At 63.8% G+C, this 16,089-nt stretch carries 13 protein-coding genes; 7 read left to right on the forward strand and 6 right to left on the reverse strand.

The window, feature by feature from the left end; genetic code table 11:
* Nucleotides 1–14: 14 nt before the first annotated feature.
* Entirely contained in the window at nucleotides 15–1,118 is a 1,104-nt protein-coding gene (locus ASD94_RS19515; RefSeq protein ID WP_056646505.1) for an ATP-binding protein, read from the reverse strand.
* Nucleotides 1,118–1,846, reverse strand: a complete 729-nt coding sequence (locus ASD94_RS19520) for a response regulator (protein ID WP_056646507.1) — start codon at nucleotides 1,844–1,846, stop codon at nucleotides 1,118–1,120. The genes ASD94_RS19515 and ASD94_RS19520 overlap by 1 nt, the downstream gene beginning before the upstream one ends.
* Before the next feature lie 240 nt (nucleotides 1,847–2,086).
* Between ASD94_RS19520 and xopAW the strand changes: the two genes are divergently transcribed.
* On the forward strand, nucleotides 2,087–3,094 hold the full coding sequence (gene xopAW, locus ASD94_RS19525; protein ID WP_056646509.1) for a XopAW family type III secretion system calcium-binding effector: 1,008 nt from the start codon (nucleotides 2,087–2,089) through the stop codon (nucleotides 3,092–3,094).
* Between the two features lie 260 nt (nucleotides 3,095–3,354).
* Here the strand turns inward: xopAW and purN are convergent, their stop codons facing one another.
* Nucleotides 3,355–3,936, reverse strand: coding sequence for a phosphoribosylglycinamide formyltransferase (gene purN / locus ASD94_RS19530; protein WP_056646511.1), 582 nt, complete (start codon nucleotides 3,934–3,936; stop codon nucleotides 3,355–3,357).
* Between the two features lie 21 nt (nucleotides 3,937–3,957).
* Here purN and ASD94_RS19535 point away from each other — a divergent pair, with 21 nt between their 5' ends.
* The 4 genes from ASD94_RS19535 (at nucleotide 3,958) to ASD94_RS19550 (ending at nucleotide 8,512) form a co-directional block, all read left to right on the forward strand.
* Entirely contained in the window at nucleotides 3,958–4,659 is a 702-nt protein-coding gene (locus ASD94_RS19535; protein ID WP_056646513.1) for a YceH family protein, read from the forward strand.
* A 47-nt stretch (nucleotides 4,660–4,706) separates the two neighbouring features.
* Nucleotides 4,707–5,888: an acyl-CoA dehydrogenase family protein gene (locus ASD94_RS19540; protein ID WP_056646515.1), complete on the forward strand. Its 1,182-nt coding sequence runs from the start codon at nucleotides 4,707–4,709 to the stop codon at nucleotides 5,886–5,888.
* 24 nt (nucleotides 5,889–5,912) lie between these two features.
* Nucleotides 5,913–7,028, forward strand: coding sequence for an acyl-CoA dehydrogenase family protein (locus tag ASD94_RS19545; protein ID WP_056646517.1), 1,116 nt, complete (start codon nucleotides 5,913–5,915; stop codon nucleotides 7,026–7,028).
* A gap of 86 nt (nucleotides 7,029–7,114) precedes the next feature.
* On the forward strand, nucleotides 7,115–8,512 hold the full coding sequence (locus ASD94_RS19550; protein ID WP_056646519.1) for an alpha/beta fold hydrolase: 1,398 nt from the start codon (nucleotides 7,115–7,117) through the stop codon (nucleotides 8,510–8,512).
* Nucleotides 8,513–8,568: 56 nt separating this feature from the next.
* Here ASD94_RS19550 and ASD94_RS24330 read toward each other — a convergent pair whose 3' ends face one another.
* The 3 genes from ASD94_RS24330 to ASD94_RS19565 all read right to left on the reverse strand — a co-directional run bounded on the left by ASD94_RS24330 (nucleotide 8,569) and on the right by ASD94_RS19565 (nucleotide 12,478).
* Nucleotides 8,569–9,129 carry a DUF3617 family protein gene (locus tag ASD94_RS24330; protein ID WP_056646522.1) on the reverse strand — a complete coding sequence of 187 codons (561 nt, stop codon included), beginning with the start codon at nucleotides 9,127–9,129 and terminating at the stop codon, nucleotides 8,569–8,571.
* 79 nt (nucleotides 9,130–9,208) lie between these two features.
* A complete protein-coding gene (locus ASD94_RS19560) occupies nucleotides 9,209–11,473 on the reverse strand; it encodes an IPTL-CTERM sorting domain-containing protein (RefSeq protein ID WP_235510711.1) in 2,265 nt (754 codons plus the stop codon).
* Between the two features lie 321 nt (nucleotides 11,474–11,794).
* A complete protein-coding gene (locus ASD94_RS19565) occupies nucleotides 11,795–12,478 on the reverse strand; it encodes a response regulator transcription factor (RefSeq protein ID WP_056646526.1) in 684 nt (227 codons plus the stop codon).
* 238 nt (nucleotides 12,479–12,716) lie between these two features.
* On the opposite strand from ASD94_RS19565, the gene ASD94_RS19570 reads away from it, so the two are divergent.
* Both ASD94_RS19570 and ASD94_RS19575 read left to right on the forward strand, forming a co-directional pair.
* A complete protein-coding gene (locus ASD94_RS19570; protein WP_056646528.1) occupies nucleotides 12,717–14,609 on the forward strand; it encodes an ATP-binding protein in 1,893 nt (630 codons plus the stop codon).
* 136 nt (nucleotides 14,610–14,745) lie between these two features.
* Complete coding sequence (locus ASD94_RS19575; RefSeq protein ID WP_056646530.1) at nucleotides 14,746–16,056, forward strand: tetratricopeptide repeat protein; 1,311 nt, start codon at nucleotides 14,746–14,748, stop codon at nucleotides 16,054–16,056.
* The last annotated feature ends 33 nt before the right edge of the window (nucleotides 16,057–16,089 follow it).

A 16,089-nucleotide genomic window follows, 5' to 3' on the forward strand; every position in this document is an offset into this window, starting at 1 on the left:
GCTGGCATCAAAGATCAAAGGGCTGTGCGGGGGAACACAGCAGCCACCACCAGCCCTCCCCCCTCTGCATTGCGCAGCGCCAGTTGCCCACCGTGACGCCGCACGATGTCGCTGGCGATGGTGAGCCCCAGCCCCACCCCGCCGCTCTGGCGATTGCGCGAGGCCTCCACGCGGTAGAACGGCTTCATGACTCGGTCCAGCTCCTCGGGCGGCAGTCCAGGGCCATGGTCGCGCACCTCGATGGTCAGGGCGTCCGCCGCATCGTGCAGCGTGACCTCGGCGCTGCCGCCATAGCGCACGGCATTGCCCACCAGGTTGTCCAGACAACGCCGCAGTGACACGGCCTGCACCCGCAAGGGGGCAGCCTGCCCAGCCACTGTGACGGAGTGGCCCATGGCCACCTGGTCGTCCGCCATGCTGTCCACCAGGGCCTGCACATCCAGATGCACCCAGGCCTCCGCGCCCGCCACGCCGCGCAGGTAATCCAGCGTGGAGGCAATCATGGCGTCCATCTCGGCGATGTCGCGCCGAAACAGCTGCTGCGCAGGGGCATCGCCCAGGCTTTCGGTGCGCAGGCGCAGCCGGGTCAGGGGCGTGCGCAGATCGTGCGACACAGCCGCCACAAACCGGTCGCGCTCGGCCAGCTGCTGGCGGATACGCGCCTGCATCTGGTTGAACACACGGCTGGCATCGCGGCATTCCAGCGTGCCATCCTCGGGCAATGGCGTGCGGTGGATGTCGCGCCCCAGCTCTTGCGCGGCCGTGGCCAGGCGGCGCATGGGGCGCGACAGCCAGCGGGCAGCCCACCACGCCGCAGCCACCAGCGCAGCCAGGCGCACGCTGATGTCCAGCAGCAGGCCCAGCTGCATCGAGGGGGGCGCGTTCCACAAGCCCGGCGCAGGCCCCGGCGGCGGCAGCGGTCGCCCGTCGGCGGCCACCGCATGCGGCGGCAGACCGGGCGCGTGCCCTGGGTGGGCGGGGCGCAGCTCGAACATCAGCGTCAGCGCCAGCACATGGCTCACGATGACGGCGGCGATAAGTAACAGCGCCAGCCGGCCAAACAGGGTGTCGGGCACGCAGCGCTGAACCGCAGCGCGCAGGGGTAAGGACGAGGACATCAGTGGGGCTGCCCGACCTGCCCTTGCAGCGACTGCACGTTGAACAGATACCCGGCACCGCGCACGGTGCGGATCATGGAGGGCGACCGCGGGTCGTCCGCCAGCTTGCTGCGCAGCCGCGACACCAGCAGGTCGATGCTGCGCTCGAACGCATCCATGGCCCGGCCCCGGGCCTGCTCCATGAGCTGGTCGCGGCTGAAAACGCGGCGCGGCATGCGCAAAAAGGTGCACAGCAGGCGGAACTCGGCGTTCGACAGGGGCACCACCATGCCACCGGGCGACACCAGGTGCCGCTCCAGGCTGTGCAGCGTCCAGCCATCAAACCGCACCACTTCATCAGGCCCCGGGCGCACAGGCGCCTCGGCACCGCGCGTGCGGCGCAGCACCGTCTGGATGCGGGCCACCAGCTCACGCGGCTCGAAGGGTTTGCCCATGTAATCGTCCGCGCCCATCTCCAGCCCCAGCACGCAGTCGTACGGGTTGGCGCGCGCGGTGAGCATGATGATGGGCACCCGTGACCGCTCGCGCAGCTCCCGCGCCAGCGTGATGCCATCGGTGCCGGGCAGCATCACATCCAGCACTACCAGGCCGATGGGCTGTGCGGCCATCTGGGCGCGCATCGTCTGGGCGTCACAGGCCGCGTGGGCGGCATAGCCAAAGCGGGTCAGGTAGTCGGTGAGCAGTGTGGTGATTTCGACATCGTCGTCCACCACCAGAATGTGTTGCATGGGCGGGCACAGGCGCAAAGGAACGCACCAAGTTTAGGGAGCCTGCGCGCCCTGCTCGGGGCAATCTGGCGGGCGTTTGCCCCCCTGTTCAGGCCTTGTATCCACCCTTTGTATCGACCTTGGTACAAAGCAGACAAACCCCGGAGACACGCGCACCCAAGAATGGGATCCGGCCATGGCTGAGGGCTTCCGCAGTGGAGGGCCCGGCACCGGCCCACCCTTGGAACGAAAGGAACGACGATGACGACCATCAGTAGCGTCAGCAGTGCCTGGTCCAGTGCGAGTGTGCAGCGGGCATCGCGCCCGGGGCCTTCGCCGGAGCGGCTGCTGTCCAAGATCGATGCCGACGGCAGCGGCGGCGTGAGCGACACCGAATTGCAGGGCCTGCTGGACGACGTGGCGAAGAGGACCGGCGTCAGCAGCCAGACCAGCGCAGCCGACCTGGTGAAGCAATTCGATGCCAATGGCGACGGCAACCTCAATGCCGACGAGCTGGGCAAGACCCTGCAAAGCGTGCTACCACCGCCCCCCTCGACCATGGCGTTCGCCCAGTCGCGCAGTGGCGAAGGCGCCAGCGCTGCCACCAGCGCCACTGGCAAGGCGGGCGACGACCTGTTTGGCAAGGTGGACAGCGATGGCGACAGCGCCGTGAGCAAGACCGAGCTCCAGGCTTTGCTGGAGGCCATGTCCGGCGGCACCGCCAGCCAGACCGGCGTGAGCAGCGATGACGTGTTCAGCCAGCTGGATACCAACGGAGACGGCAGCCTGACGCAGGCCGAGTTCGATGCGGGCCGACCTTCGGGTACGGGCGGCGACGCGGGCGGCATGCAGGCCATGGGGGGCATGCCACCACCTCCGGGTGGGCCGGGCGGCCCTGGCGGGGCGGGTGCGGCGACCGGCAGCAGCTCGGCGACCAGCTACGACCCGCTGGACACCAACGAGGACGGAGTGGTCTCCGCCGCGGAACGCCTGGCAGGAGGAACCAGCACGGAGGAGCAGGACGCGATCACCGCGCTGTTCAACGCCATCGACACCGACGGCGATGCCAGCATCAGTGCCAGCGAGTCCAAGGCATTCATCGATCAGTTGACCAGCCAGGTCGAGCCCACCACCAGCAGCAATAGCACCGAATCCGCCGGTCGCAACGACCTGGCCCGGCTGGCTGACTTTGCACGGCAGCAGTACGAGCGCGCCGCCAGCGACTGGCGCACGGCGTCGAACACCAGCAGCCTGAGCGCTGTGGCCTGACCCGGCTATCCCCGTAGTCAGTGCCAGGTTTCTGGCCGAGCAGTGCGATTCGCCCGTCAGTTGACGAGCTGCGCGTGCCAGAAACTGCTTCCGCGAGCCTGCGGGTGATGCTCCGGGCCAGAATATGAGTTCAATCGGCCGATTGTGCTAGTGCAATATGCCTGAATAGCTATACATTCAATAGCAAATTATCCTGCTGATGGCGCGCAGAGCTTGTGGCGATCTGGCCCCTTGCCCCGCCCTCGCCCCGCCCTCACCCGCTACAGCGCCTGCACCAGCGCCCGCACAGCGCGGGGGTAGATCACATGCTCCTGCGTCAGCACCCGGGCCGCCAGCGTCTCGGCCGTGTCACCCGGCAGCACTGGCACCACGGCCTGGTCCAGGATGGGCCCCACGTCCAGCTCGGCCGTCACCTGGTGCACTGTCACGCCCGCAAACTTGCAGCCTGCATCGATGGCGCGCTGGTGCGTGTGCAGCCCGGTGAACGCGGGCAGCAGCGAGGGGTGGATATTGATCAGTCGCCCGGCGTAATGCGCCACAAACCCCGGCGTCAGGATGCGCATGAACCCGGCCAGCACCACCAGCGCGGGCTGGTGGCGGTCGATGGTGGCGGCCAGTTCGGCATCAAACGCCTCGCGGCTGGCAAAAGCCTTGTGGTCCAGGGCCTCGGCGGCGATACCGTGCTCCCGTGCAAACACCAGCCCGGCGGCATCCGGCTTGTTGCTGATGACGGCCGCCACACGGGCGCCGTAGCGCTGCTCCCAGTGCTCCTGCTGCGACGTGCGGACGATGGTGGCCATGTTGGAGCCGCCGCCAGAGATCAGAATGACGATGTTCTTCATAAATTGCCACGGATTATCCCAGTGCCCTTCGACCCCACCACACGCCCCCTCACACCCAACGAAGCACGCGTGCTTGCCACCCTGATGGAAAAGGCGCGCACCGTGCCCGACAGCTACCCCATGTCGCTCAACGGCCTGGTCACTGGCTGCAACCAGAAAACCAGCCGCGACCCGGTGATGAACCTCAGCGACGCCGAGGCGCAGGAGGCGCTGGATTCGCTCAAGCTGCTGACGCTGGCGTTTGAGAGCAGCGGCAACCGCACCACGCGCTGGGAGCACAACTTTCAGCGCGGCGTGGGTGTGCCCGAGCAATCGGCCGTGCTGCTGGGCCTCTTGATGCTGCGCGGCCCGCAGACGGCGGGCGAGCTGCGCATCAACGCCGAGCGCTGGTACCGCTTTGCCGATATCTCGTCGGTGGAAGCCTTTCTGGACGAGCTGCAGGAGCGCAGCGCCGAGAAGGGAGGCCCGCTGGTCGTGCAGCTGCCCCGCGCACCCGGCGCCCGCGAGCAGCGCTGGGCCCACCTGATGTGCGGACCGGTGGACACCACCGCCAGCCACGCGCCCGCGGGCAGTGCGGGCTCCAGCCCCTCACCCGCACTGCAGGCCCGCGTGGACGCCCTGGAGGCTGAAGTGGCGAGCTTGCGCAATACCGTGCTGCGGCTGTGCGCCGAGCTGGGCATTTCCCCCGACTTCAGTCCAATGTCGCCACCCGGACAGGAATAAAACGAACGACCGTGCTACAAATGCACTATCACTAGGAGACGCACCGCATGGATCTCGCATTCACCCCCGAAGAGCAGGCCTTCCGCGAAGAAGTTCGCGCATGGGTTCACGCCAATCTGCCGAAAGAAATCTCTCACAAGGTCCACAACGCCCTGCGCCTGACCCGCGCAGACATGCAGGGCTGGGCCAAGATTCTGGGCAAAAAAGGCTGGCTCGGCTTTGGCTGGCCCAAAGAGTTTGGTGGCCCCGGCTGGACGGCCGTGCAAAAGCACCTGTTTGAAGAAGAGTGCGCCCTCGCCGGTGCGCCCCGCATCATCCCCTTCGGCCCCGTGATGGTGGCCCCGGTGATCATGGCGTTTGGCAACGCCGAGCAGCAAAAGCGCTTTTTGCCCGGCATCGCCAGCGGCGAAGTGTGGTGGAGCCAGGGCTACAGCGAGCCAGGCTCGGGCTCGGACTTGGCCAGCGTCAAGACCCGCGCCGAGCGCGTGGGCGACAAGTACATCGTCAACGGCCAGAAGACCTGGACGACCCTCGGCCAGCACGGCGACTGGATGTTCAACCTGGTGCGCACCAGCACCGAAGGCAAGCCGCAGACCGGCATCTCCTTCTTGCTGCTGGACATGAAGTCCAAGGGCGTCACCGTGCGCCCCATCAAGCTGCTGGACGGCGAATGCGAAGTGAACGAAGTGTTCTTCGACAACGTCGAAGTACCCGCCGAGAACTTGATTGGCGAAGAGAACAAGGGCTGGACCTACGCCAAGCACCTGCTGAGCCACGAGCGCACCAACATCGCCGACGTGAACCGCAGCAAGCGCGAACTGGAACGCCTCAAGCGCGTCGCCAAGACTGAAGGCGTGTGGGACGACCTGCGATTCCGCGACCAGATCGCCCTGCTCGAAGTAGACATCGTCGCCCTGGAAATGCTGGTGCTGCGCGTGCTGTCGGCCGAGAAGTCGGGCAAGAACTCGCTCGACATCGCGGGCCTGCTCAAGATCAAGGGCAGCGAGATCCAGCAACGTTATGCCGAGCTGATGATGCTGGCCGCCGGACCCTTCGCCATGCCCTTCATCGAAGAGGCCATGGAAGCCGGCTGGCAGGGCAATTTCCCCGGCGGCGTCACCGCCAACGCGCCGCTGGCATCCACCTACTTCAACCTGCGCAAGACCACCATCTATGGCGGTTCGAACGAGGTCCAACGCAACATCGTGGCTCAGACCGTTCTCGGCTGAACCCAAGTTCCAGGAGACAAGAACATGGATTTCGATTTTTCTGACGACCAGGAACAACTGCGCGACGCCGTGCGCAAGTGGGTGGACAAGGGCTACACGTTTGAGCGCCGCCGCGCTGCCGTGGCCGCAGGCGGTTTTGACCGCGCCGCCTGGGGCGAACTGGCCGAGCTGGGCCTGACCGCCCTGACTGTGCCCGAAGCGCACGACGGCATGGGCCAGAGCGCCATCGATGCCATGGTGGTGGCCGAAGAACTGGGCCGCGGCATCGTGCTGGAGCCCATCGCCCAGGCCTTCATCGCCAGCAGCGTGCTGTCGCACTACGCCCCGGCTGACGTGCAATCGGCATGGCTGCCCCGCGTGGCCAGCGGTGAAGCCCTGGTGGTGCTGGCCCAACAGGAGCGCAAGGCGCGCTACCGCCTGGACGTTTGCGATGCTAAAGCGGCTAAAGCGCAATCAGGATTTACGGTAACAGCTATCAAAAGCGTAGTGGCTGCTGGTGACAAGGCGGACGCCTTCATCGTGCCCGCACAACTGGATGGAAAGATCGCCCTCTTCCTGGTCGAGCGCACTGCCAGCGGCGTGACCACGCAGGGTTATGTCACGCAAGACGGCAGCCGCGCCGCCGAGGTGCAACTGGCCAACGCCCCCGCCACGCTCATCACCACCGACGGCCTGGCCGCGCTGGAACTGGCCGTGGACACCGGCATTGCCGCCGCTTGCGCCGAAGCCGTGGGCGTGATGGACAAGACTGTGGCCATCACGGTCGAATACATGAACCAGCGCAAGCAGTTCGGCGTGTTCATCGCCAGCTTCCAGGCACTGCGCCACCGCGTGGCCGACATGAAGATGCAGCTGGAGCTGGCCCGCTCGATGAGCTACTACGCCAGCCTCAAGCTCGGCGCCCCCGCGGAAGAACGCCGCGCTGCCATGGCCCGCGCGAAGGTGCAGCTGGGCCAGTCGATGCGCTTTGTGGGCCAGCAGGCCGTGCAACTGCATGGTGGCATCGGCGTGACGGACGAATACATCGTGAGCCACTACTTCAAGAAGCTCACTCAGCTGGAAGTGACCTTTGGCGACACGCTGCACCACCTGGGTGAAGTGTCTGCCCGCATGCAAGACACCGCAGGCGTGTTTGCCTGATGTGAACTGACGCAGGCGCGTAACACCCGCAAACGATGCTCGTGGATTCCCCAATCCACGGGCATTTTTTCTTTTCGGAGACCCCCATGAATCACGCATTCCTGTTGCCACGCCGGTCCCTATTGCTGGCAGCTGCTGCGGCAGCCACCCTGGCCCTGGCTGGCTGCGCCACCCGGAGCCCCAGCCTGGCCGAGGCACCGCCCATCGTCTTTGTGCATGGCAACGGCGACACCGCTGCGCTGTGGCAAACCACCGTCTGGCGGTTCGAATCGAACGGCTGGCCCCGCGAGCGCCTGCACGCCATCGACGTGCCCTACCCGCTGTCGCGCGACGAGGATGCGAAACTCCAGGCAGGCCGCACATCGGCCGCAGAGCACATGGCCTACCTGAAGGCCGAAGTGGACAAGGTGCTCAAGGCCACGGGCGCAAGCCAAGTCGTATTGGTAGGCAACTCGCGCGGCGGCAACGCCATCCGCAACTACATCTACAACGGCGGCGGCGGCGATAAGACGGTGAGCCACGCCATCCTGGGCGGCACACCCAATCACGGCGTGTGGGCGATTCCGGGGTTCCGTGAGGGCAATGAGTTCTCGGGCACTGGCCCCTTCCTCAAAGCACTGAACGCCCCCAAGAACGCAGCGGGCGACGAGGTCAGCGGCCCGGTGAAATGGATGACCATCCGCTCTGACAATAACGACAAGTTCGCCCAACCCGACGGACTGTGGATCGGCCAGAAAGGCACTGCCACCAACGTGACCGCTGCAGGCCCCGAACTCAAGGGTGCCACCAACGTGGTGATCCCGCGCATCGACCACCGCGAGACGTCGTACTCACCCGCAGCGTTTGAAGCCACCTACCGCTTCATCACCGGCAAGGCTCCCGCACGCACCGAGATCGCTGCCGAAAAATCTGTGGTGCTGAACGGCAAGGTCACGGGCCTGGGCGTGGACTCCACAGACCCCAAGACCGGCAACTTCAGCAACAACCTGCCGCTGGCGGGCGCACAGCTGGAGGTGTACGCCACCGACCCAGCGACCGGCGCCCGCACGGGCAACGCCCTGATGCGCAAAACGGTGGGCGCAGATGGCCAATGGGGGCCACTGGCCGTCCCCACCGGCTCACCCATCGAGTTCGTGATCGCCGCCCCGGGCTACGCCACCACCCACATCTACCGCAGCGGCTTCCCGCGCAGCAGCGACCTCATCCACCTGCGCCCCGAGCGCATCGCCGACGCCGACAAGACGGCCGACTCCATCGTCACCCTGACCCGCCCCCGCGGCTACCTGGACCCGGCACGCGACAAGATGCTGCTGGACGGGGCAGCCCCTGCGGGCGTGCCCCTCGGTGCAGGTGTGGCATCGGCCAAGGTCAAGCCTGCAGGTGGCGTGCGCAGCATCGTCGCCGAATTCGATGGCGAACGGGTGGTGGGGCAGACCTGGCCTGCTGCGCAAGGCCACGTGGTGATGCTGGAAATCAGCCAGTAGTTGGCCGATATCCCTGCGCCTGCGTCAGGGCACTGCGATGCGTCGCGGACGCAAGCTCATCTGTGCGAGTGCCCTGCGTGATCGTGGCTTTCCGCACGCTTGCGGTCTTCCACAACGTTCACCGTCGCGCCATTGGGTAGCACCATGTCTCCTGGCCGCTGCGCAGCGCCACATTCGCCCAACCACCGGCCCTCGAACTCGGTGCGCCCTGGAACGAAACGCACAGGTTTGGAATAAGTGACCTCAAACACGCCACCGTAGGCGGTTTGAAGGTCGCCTGACAGTTGTACCGTAGCGTCCACGCGGTTGTCGTGCACATAGCAAACGGTGCGCACCTCACTGCCAAGTGCATTTTTCTTCACCCTCACGCTGTGACAATGCTCCTGACCGGGCACGATCGCAAGCAACATGATCGGCTCCGCTGGGCGGTCAGTGCATTGCAAGACCTTCTGCTCATTCGCTACCGAGTTGCCGGTACTACGAACCGTGACCTCCCAGAGCCCCGGCTTTCGCGCTGGCATCTGCTGCGCATTTGCAGATTGGTTAGCGGCAACCCCCATCCAAACGCCCAGGCCAGCAAGGCAGGACCAGCGTGCGACATGCGCAATCTGTCTCATCGAACATCTCCAGTAAAAAAGGGGGCTGACTGCGCCCGACGGAACACTCCCGCCCCAAACTTCACGCCTCCTGACAGGCTCAGCGCGCCTGTCGGCGATGGAAGTAGATGAAGAACGCAGCCATCAATGCTGACAGTATCAATAGTCCCCATTCGGACAGAGTTGGAATGGATGCAGGAACGGCTATCGCCACAAAAGTCACACCCACCGTACAAGACGCGTTAACCGGGTTCGTCGTATAGGTATTGCCAACCAGGGTGCCCCCGCACGCTCCGCCACCGGTTGCGATACGCGCCACAAAACCAGGGTCGGGCGTCACTGTGTAGACCACGGTGTTACCGGGGGCTGCGACATTGGTCACTCCCAAGGGCGTGACAGCGCCATTCGTTCCCGTAGTTGCCGTCACGGTCAGCGGTGCAAAGCTGAAAGCCACATTGCAATCGGCGGTCACCGGGTTGACGGTGTAGGTGTTGCCGGCCAGCACGCCGTTGCAGGAGCCACTGGCGCTGGGGATATTGCCTGCATTGGGGGTGAGCGTGTAGGTCACAGTTCCGCCTACTGGCACCGTGCGCGAGCTGGCGGGAGCCACAGTTCCTCCGGTTCCAGACGTCATGGTGACGGTAGCGGACAGAGCAAAACTGGCGACTACTGCGGCGTCCGCAGTCATGGCGGGCACGCTACATGGGTTGGTGGTGCCCGTACATGCGCCCGACCAGCCGGTGAAAATGCTTCCCGATGCCGCCGTGGCCGTGAGTATGGCCTGGCCGCCGTCTGCCACTGGCAGCGTGCAGGTGGCACCGCAGTTCATGCCAGCAGGCACACTGACCACCGTGCCACTTCCCACACCCGACTTGGTCAGGCTCAGGTTGTGCAGCGTGGCGGCTACCGAGTTGGTGTCGCCAGCAGTGTTGTTGGCAGTGTTGTTATCGGTGACGCCCGCAGGGGTCGCAATGTTGAAGACCGAGGATGCCGAAGTCGGGCCAGTCACGGTCGCACCGAACGTGAGCGTGACACTTCCGCCTACCGGAATGTCCAGAAGTACACCCCCACCAGGCAGAGTACCCGCCGAGGGCGCTCCACCCTGACACGATCCGCCCGCCGTGCCGCTGCAAGTCCAGTTGCCCACTGTGAGGCCCGACACAGTCGGCTGCGTCAATGCCGCTCCAATCACAGGAGCCGGACCGTTGTTGCTCACCACGACGGTGTAAGTGGAGGCGCTGCCCGCAGCGGTGGCCGATACACCATCGCTCACACTGACCGTCAAGTCTGTCAACGTTGCGCCACTGACAACTCGGGCCTGCACCAACGGGCCCAGCACCGTACTGGCCCCCGTGGCTGACATGGAGTAAGTGCCATGGTTGAGCGAGTTGGTCGGACTGCTGGTGCTCGCACCGGCTGGCACACCCCATACGATCTCAAAAGTTCCGCTCTGGTGATCGACCAATGAGCCAAAGTCGCAGGTCACTGTGCCCGCAGACCCCACCGCCGGTGTCGTACAAGTCGCGCCAGCAGGCGCTGTCACCGACTGAAACACCGCATCGATGGTGGCAGTGTTGGCAGCGTTTCGCACTTGCGGGCTTTGCGCACTGACTTTGCTGTTGAAAACCATCACCCCGCTGTTGTTGCTGTAGGTGTAGGTGTAGGCCACGTTGTCACTTGGCTGGACGGTAGTGGGCCCAGTGGCCGAGACGAGCAGGCCGGCAAAGAAGGGGCCGATCGAATCTACGTAGACCTCCCCCGAGTGACCGCCTTGGCTGCAGCCTGCAGCAATGACCTCGACTTCGACGGTATCACCCACATCCAAAAGTCCGTTCCCTGGGGCCACGTCAATCGCCTGCCAGCCGGTGTACTGGTAGCCCCCCAGGGTCTGCCATGGCACGCCTGGCTGCGCCGCAAAGTTGAATGTGTAAAACAGGCGCGTGCCCTTGGTGGCATTACGCACTTCGACGTAGAAATAGGCTTGCTGCTCAGGGCTGTGGCCGCCGTCCTGGATCACCGGAGCGACAGCCATGCGCAAGTGCACTTTGCCATCCACGGGGTCCACATCGGCTAGCACCATCTGGGCGGACTGCTGGATGCCGCTCGCACGGTTGTTGTTGCCACGCGCGTTGATCCGTGCGCTGTACGAGCCTTGGAAAGGGATGGTGATGGCTTGTCCTGGTGCGTCCGGCGCACTCGCGGGCGTGCCGGATGCCGTGCTCACCACCTGCGTCACTGGAGCCGTGATGGGAGGCTGCAAATTCAGATGGCTTTTCTGGGTGGGCGGGAATGTGGCAATACCGTTGTTGCGGTAGTTGGTCACCGTCCAGCCCGTGAAATCTCCACTTTCGAAATCACCGTTCACCACCCCCGCCCGAGCGGTGGATGCCAAACACAGCGCAGCAACAAAGAGCGCGAAGACTCCACTCAAGCAGCGGCAACCCATGGTCCGCAATGCCATCCAGTTATCGATCATTTTCAACACTTCCCCCTCTTGGTAAACCGCAAATTCCCGCGGACGGCCGCGGGTTGACTCACACAAAAAAAGCCAAACTGACTTCGAACGGCTGGCGCACAGGCAAGCCTCTCCCCTCGTTGGCCTTCAAGCCATCGAAAGAAAATGGGTAACTGGTTGAATGGGTGGGCGATGCTGCGCCAGTGCAGCCGTAGGAGCCCCTGCGCAGGGCTATGTCACGAAGACGAGCCCCTTGCCGAACACTGCACGCACCGGCAAGGGCATGCTGGTGATTTCCAGAGTCTTGCGGCGCAACCGGTTGAGCGCCGACTCGATGCGGTGGAAGTCGTCCTCCAACCCTCTTCCACCCACGGCCTGCATCAAAACCTGCTTGCTGACAACCACGCCCTTTGTCTTGAAAAGGCAAGACAGAAGTTCAAGCTCACGGGTCGTAAGAGGTACCAGCAATTGATTGGGCGCGCGCAAGGCAGCGTTCGCTGCATCCAGTTGCCAGGGCGCAGCAACCGACACGTCGATCCCCCCTTGCAAGCGCTTGCTGCGCAACTGGGAACGGATGCCAGCCACGAGTTCCTGCATGTCCACAGGCTTCACGAAATACTGCAATGCACCGGCATCGAGACCTCTGATCCGACTATCGAGATCAGCACGGGCCGTCATGAGTACCGTGGGGACGCCCTGAGATGCCAAACGGGTGAGCAAGCTCAGGCCATCTTCACCTGGCAGCCCAATGTCGATCACAACCAGATCCACACGCGACTGCAGCAGACGAACGTAGAAGTCCTCTGCGGATTCGGCGCCCCAAGACTGAAAGCCAGAGCGCGCGAGGAATCGGCACACATTGCTGCGAATGTCCTCGTCGTCTTCGACAACAGCAATGATCGGTTCGGCAGACATGAGAAAAATGAGAGCAGATCAGGAAGTGGGTTGCGTAACATTGTGTCAGCGCATCACGCCGCCAGCCATGCACAAGAACTCTCAAGCACTCACAGAAAAGATGCGCCGAAAGCCGTCCAGGACAACTCACATCCCCTTGACCGCACTTTGGCTCTGCGTTCTGCTATGGGGTTTGGCATGCACACCAGCACAAGCGCTACAAACGCCAACCAGTTGGCAGCTGGGTTGGGATGTCCCCATGGACAGACTGGATGATCCCAGCGGCAATCTGGGACCTGAGGCGATCAGCACCACTCCAGCAGAAGGAGCGAAAGCCAACCTCCAAGCGCCTTTGAGCGCTGGGTATCTGCGTCACACCGTATGGCTGCGCTTCAAGGTGCCAGCGCTCCCCCCTGAACATGAACCTGGAGATCTCTGGCTGCTGGCACAGCCGACCTATCTTGACTTTGTGACCCTGTACCAGAAGGGCAGCGATGGTGCGTGGCATCTGCAGGAGAGCGGGGATCTGGTGCCCACGGATCGCAAACCGGGCGTTAGGCAACATCTGTTTCGTTTGACACCCGGCCGGGAAGCTCTCATCCGGATTCATACAACCAGCGCGACGCAGTTCCAAGCGGACATTCTCGATACCCACACTCTTGCAACCACCCTAGCATCCGCGGAACTGCTCATGGGGCTTTATTTCGGCGCCATGTCCGCTCTTTTAGTGGGCATCTGGGCTGCCACCATCATTTTCCGGACGCGTGCGCTCTTCTCGCTCGCGGTCCTGGTGACTGCCAGCGCCATTCACGTGTTCAACGTGCGGGGCTACTCAAGTCTCTGGACCCCACCGGACTTTAGCTTCTGGGACAGCAACGCTGTCAGCATGGGGGCTTTTTTGCTACCCGCGGCGCTGGCATGGCAAATCAAAGAGCAGCTGACACGCCATACGCCCTACCAGTGGACCGGCAGATTCCTGACCCTCCTCATCGGAGTGAATGTGCTGGGCGCTTTCAGCGGACCTCTGGGCTTTTACCCCGACGTGGCGTGGGTCAATCTGATTTCTCTACTTGCCAGCGACATCGTAGGAATATCACTGTGCTGTCTGGCATTGCAGCGCCGAGACCGCATCGGTCCGCATGTGCTTTTACTCCTGGCATACGGCCTGCATTGCCTGTGCGGCGTGCCCATCGCCATTCTCATGACGGGTCAGATTCAATGGAATATCGATGCGACATGGATCTGGCAACTTGAGGCCATCGCATTCACCGCTCTGCTGGCCAGCGCGGTGTTCGTCGGGATGGTGACCCGTTATCGCAGAGCCCAGCGCGCGAAGGACCAGGCCATAGAGCGGCTGGCGCTGTCCGAGCAATCGCTGGAGGAACGCATCCTGCAGCGGACTACGGAGCTATCTGCGGCCCAAGTCGCGCTTGCAACATCGCTTGAAAGCGAGCGCGCCTTGCGAGATGAACAACGGCAGTTCTTCCACATGATCAGCCATGAGTTCCGAACCCCATTGACGGTGATCGATAGCGCTGCGGCAGAGCAGCAGAGCTTTCCTTCCGCCGAGCTGCAGCCCCAGGTCGATCGGGCCGTGCAAATACGTAGGGCCAGCAGGCGCCTGACCGCATTGGTCGACAGCTGCCTGATAAATGAGCGACTCGACCACAGCGGCCTCGCGCTGCAGGCCTCTCCGGTGAAAGTCATCGACTTGCTTCACCACGCCGCTCAACTGGTGCGCTGGTCGCCCCGCCACCGCTTGCAGCTTTTTACCGACTCTGCGCCAACGGAATGGGTCTGCGACGCCACCCTGGTGCACATTGCCCTGTCCAACCTGGTGGATAACGCCGTGAAATATGCAACCGCCGGGGAAATCTTCATTGCGGCACAAAAGGGGGCAACGGGACTGCTTGAAATCTCCGTGGCGGACGAAGGCTCTGGAATGTCGCTGGACGTGATGAACCGCATTTTTGAACAGTTTGAGCGAGGCGACCGCACGGACCAAAGTAAGGGATTTGGCCTTGGACTATGGGTTGCGCGCCGGATTGCACGCTTGCACGGGGGCGACATCACCGTCCAGTCCAGCGAGGGCTTAGGCGCCTGCTTCACATTGACGCTGGCCTCGCAGCGCATCAGCCCGAGCGGGAGATGAGGCGCCACCAGCGCTACGTCGCCAGAAAACTGCGCCAGCGGAATCCTGGATAATTGTGCTCCGCAATTTCTGTTGACGTCGGTCCTCTTGTGTCCGGCAGACCGCCCGGCGGTCCCTTTTCAAAGTTTCAGTATCCATGAGCGCCACAGCGACCGATCCCAACCTTCAGCACCTGACCCAGGCCCGCGAGCAGATTGCACAAGGCGATCTCAAGAATGCCGCGCTGACGCTCAACAAGGCCAACGCCCAATGGCCACAAGACCCCCGCGTTTTCATGCTTGGCGGACTGCTGGCGGAAAAGTCGGGCAATGTCAAAGGTGCTTTTGAAGCGCTTCGCAAGTCGGTGTCTCTGGCGCCGGACTGGGGCCCTGGACTGCTGGAATTGGCCTTGCTGCTGGCGCGCCAAAACCAGTTCCAGGAGGCGATTGAAACCGCGGAGAAAGTCGCTACGCTTGAACCCCAGAACCTGCAGGTGCTCGCGGGCGTCATCGACATCGCGCACCGCGCCGGGCATCTCGACATGGCAATCCGCCACCTGCGCCGTGGACTCGACCTGGTCCCTGGTGATGTGGCGCTGCGGCGCCTGTTGGCACGTGATCTGAGCGACCAGGGCCAGCACGAAGCGTCCATCTCGATGTGGAATGCCCTGGTGCAGGAGCATCCTGCAGATGCGCAGTCATTGGTGGGCCATGTGCAGGCCTGCATTGCCGCAGGCAACCCCACTGGAGCACGCGACAGCGTCGCGGCTTTGCTGGGTTTGGCGCCAGACGACGCCGTGTACCAGTATTACGCCCGGTTGGCCCATGGTGAGACGCCCGGCCAGCAACCGGCCGAGCTGACGCGCGCGATTTTCGACAACATGGCAGAGTTCTACGACCTGCACATGGTGCGCGGTCTCAAATACCAGTTGCCCAAGCAGGTGGGCGACAAGATCTTGGCGCGCCACCCCGACAAGAAAATCAACGTGCTCGACCTGGGATGCGGCACGGGCCTGCTCGGGGTTTGCCTCGGCCGGCTGGATGGGGCGCTGGTGGGGGTTGACCCCGCGATGAAGATGATCGAGCAGGCTGCACGGCACAACGTTTACGACCGTTTCCATACCGTCAACCTGCATGACGCACTGCGCGAGACGCCCGCCGCGCTCTATCAGGTGATTGCTGCGCTGGACGTGTTCATCTACGCTGGCGAAGTGACGCAAGCCATCCCTAACGCGCACCGCGTGCTAGCACCGGGCGGCATGATGGTCTTCTCGTTCGAGGCGGCCCCCGAACAAGGCCCCGACATGGTTTTGCAACCTGTCGGCCGTTATGCGCACAAACGCAGCCACGTGGAAGCGGTGTGCGAATCTGCTGGGTTTGCCACCGTCGAGATCGAGGAAACCGTGCTGCGCGAAGAAAACCACACCCCCGTCCCCGGGTTCGTGGTGACTGCCTACAAGGCAGCTTGACCGCTTGGCAAGGTCCCGCCGCACTGTGCACGC

It is taken from the genome of Acidovorax sp. Root70 (assembly GCF_001428225.1).
Lineage (GTDB): Bacteria > Pseudomonadota > Gammaproteobacteria > Burkholderiales > Burkholderiaceae_C > Acidovorax.

Excerpts from the sequence above, each read along its gene's own strand:
- ASD94_RS19570 (WP_056646528.1), top strand. The coding sequence starts at position 12,717 with ATGGACAGACTGGATGATCCCAGCGGCAATCTGGGACCTGAGGCGATC.
- ASD94_RS19545 (WP_056646517.1), top strand. The coding sequence starts at position 5,913 with ATGGATTTCGATTTTTCTGACGACCAGGAACAACTGCGCGACGCCGTG.
- ASD94_RS19550 (WP_056646519.1), top strand. The coding sequence starts at position 7,115 with ATGAATCACGCATTCCTGTTGCCACGCCGGTCCCTATTGCTGGCAGCT.
- ASD94_RS19515 (WP_056646505.1), bottom strand. The coding sequence starts at position 1,118 with ATGTCCTCGTCCTTACCCCTGCGCGCTGCGGTTCAGCGCTGCGTGCCC.
- ASD94_RS19540 (WP_056646515.1), top strand. The coding sequence starts at position 4,707 with ATGGATCTCGCATTCACCCCCGAAGAGCAGGCCTTCCGCGAAGAAGTT.
- ASD94_RS24330 (WP_056646522.1), bottom strand. The coding sequence starts at position 9,129 with ATGAGACAGATTGCGCATGTCGCACGCTGGTCCTGCCTTGCTGGCCTG.
- purN (WP_056646511.1), bottom strand. The coding sequence starts at position 3,936 with ATGAAGAACATCGTCATTCTGATCTCTGGCGGCGGCTCCAACATGGCC.
- ASD94_RS19520 (WP_056646507.1), bottom strand. The coding sequence starts at position 1,846 with ATGCAACACATTCTGGTGGTGGACGACGATGTCGAAATCACCACACTG.
- ASD94_RS19575 (WP_056646530.1), top strand. The coding sequence starts at position 14,746 with ATGAGCGCCACAGCGACCGATCCCAACCTTCAGCACCTGACCCAGGCC.
- ASD94_RS19565 (WP_056646526.1), bottom strand. The coding sequence starts at position 12,478 with ATGTCTGCCGAACCGATCATTGCTGTTGTCGAAGACGACGAGGACATT.
- xopAW (WP_056646509.1), top strand. The coding sequence starts at position 2,087 with ATGACGACCATCAGTAGCGTCAGCAGTGCCTGGTCCAGTGCGAGTGTG.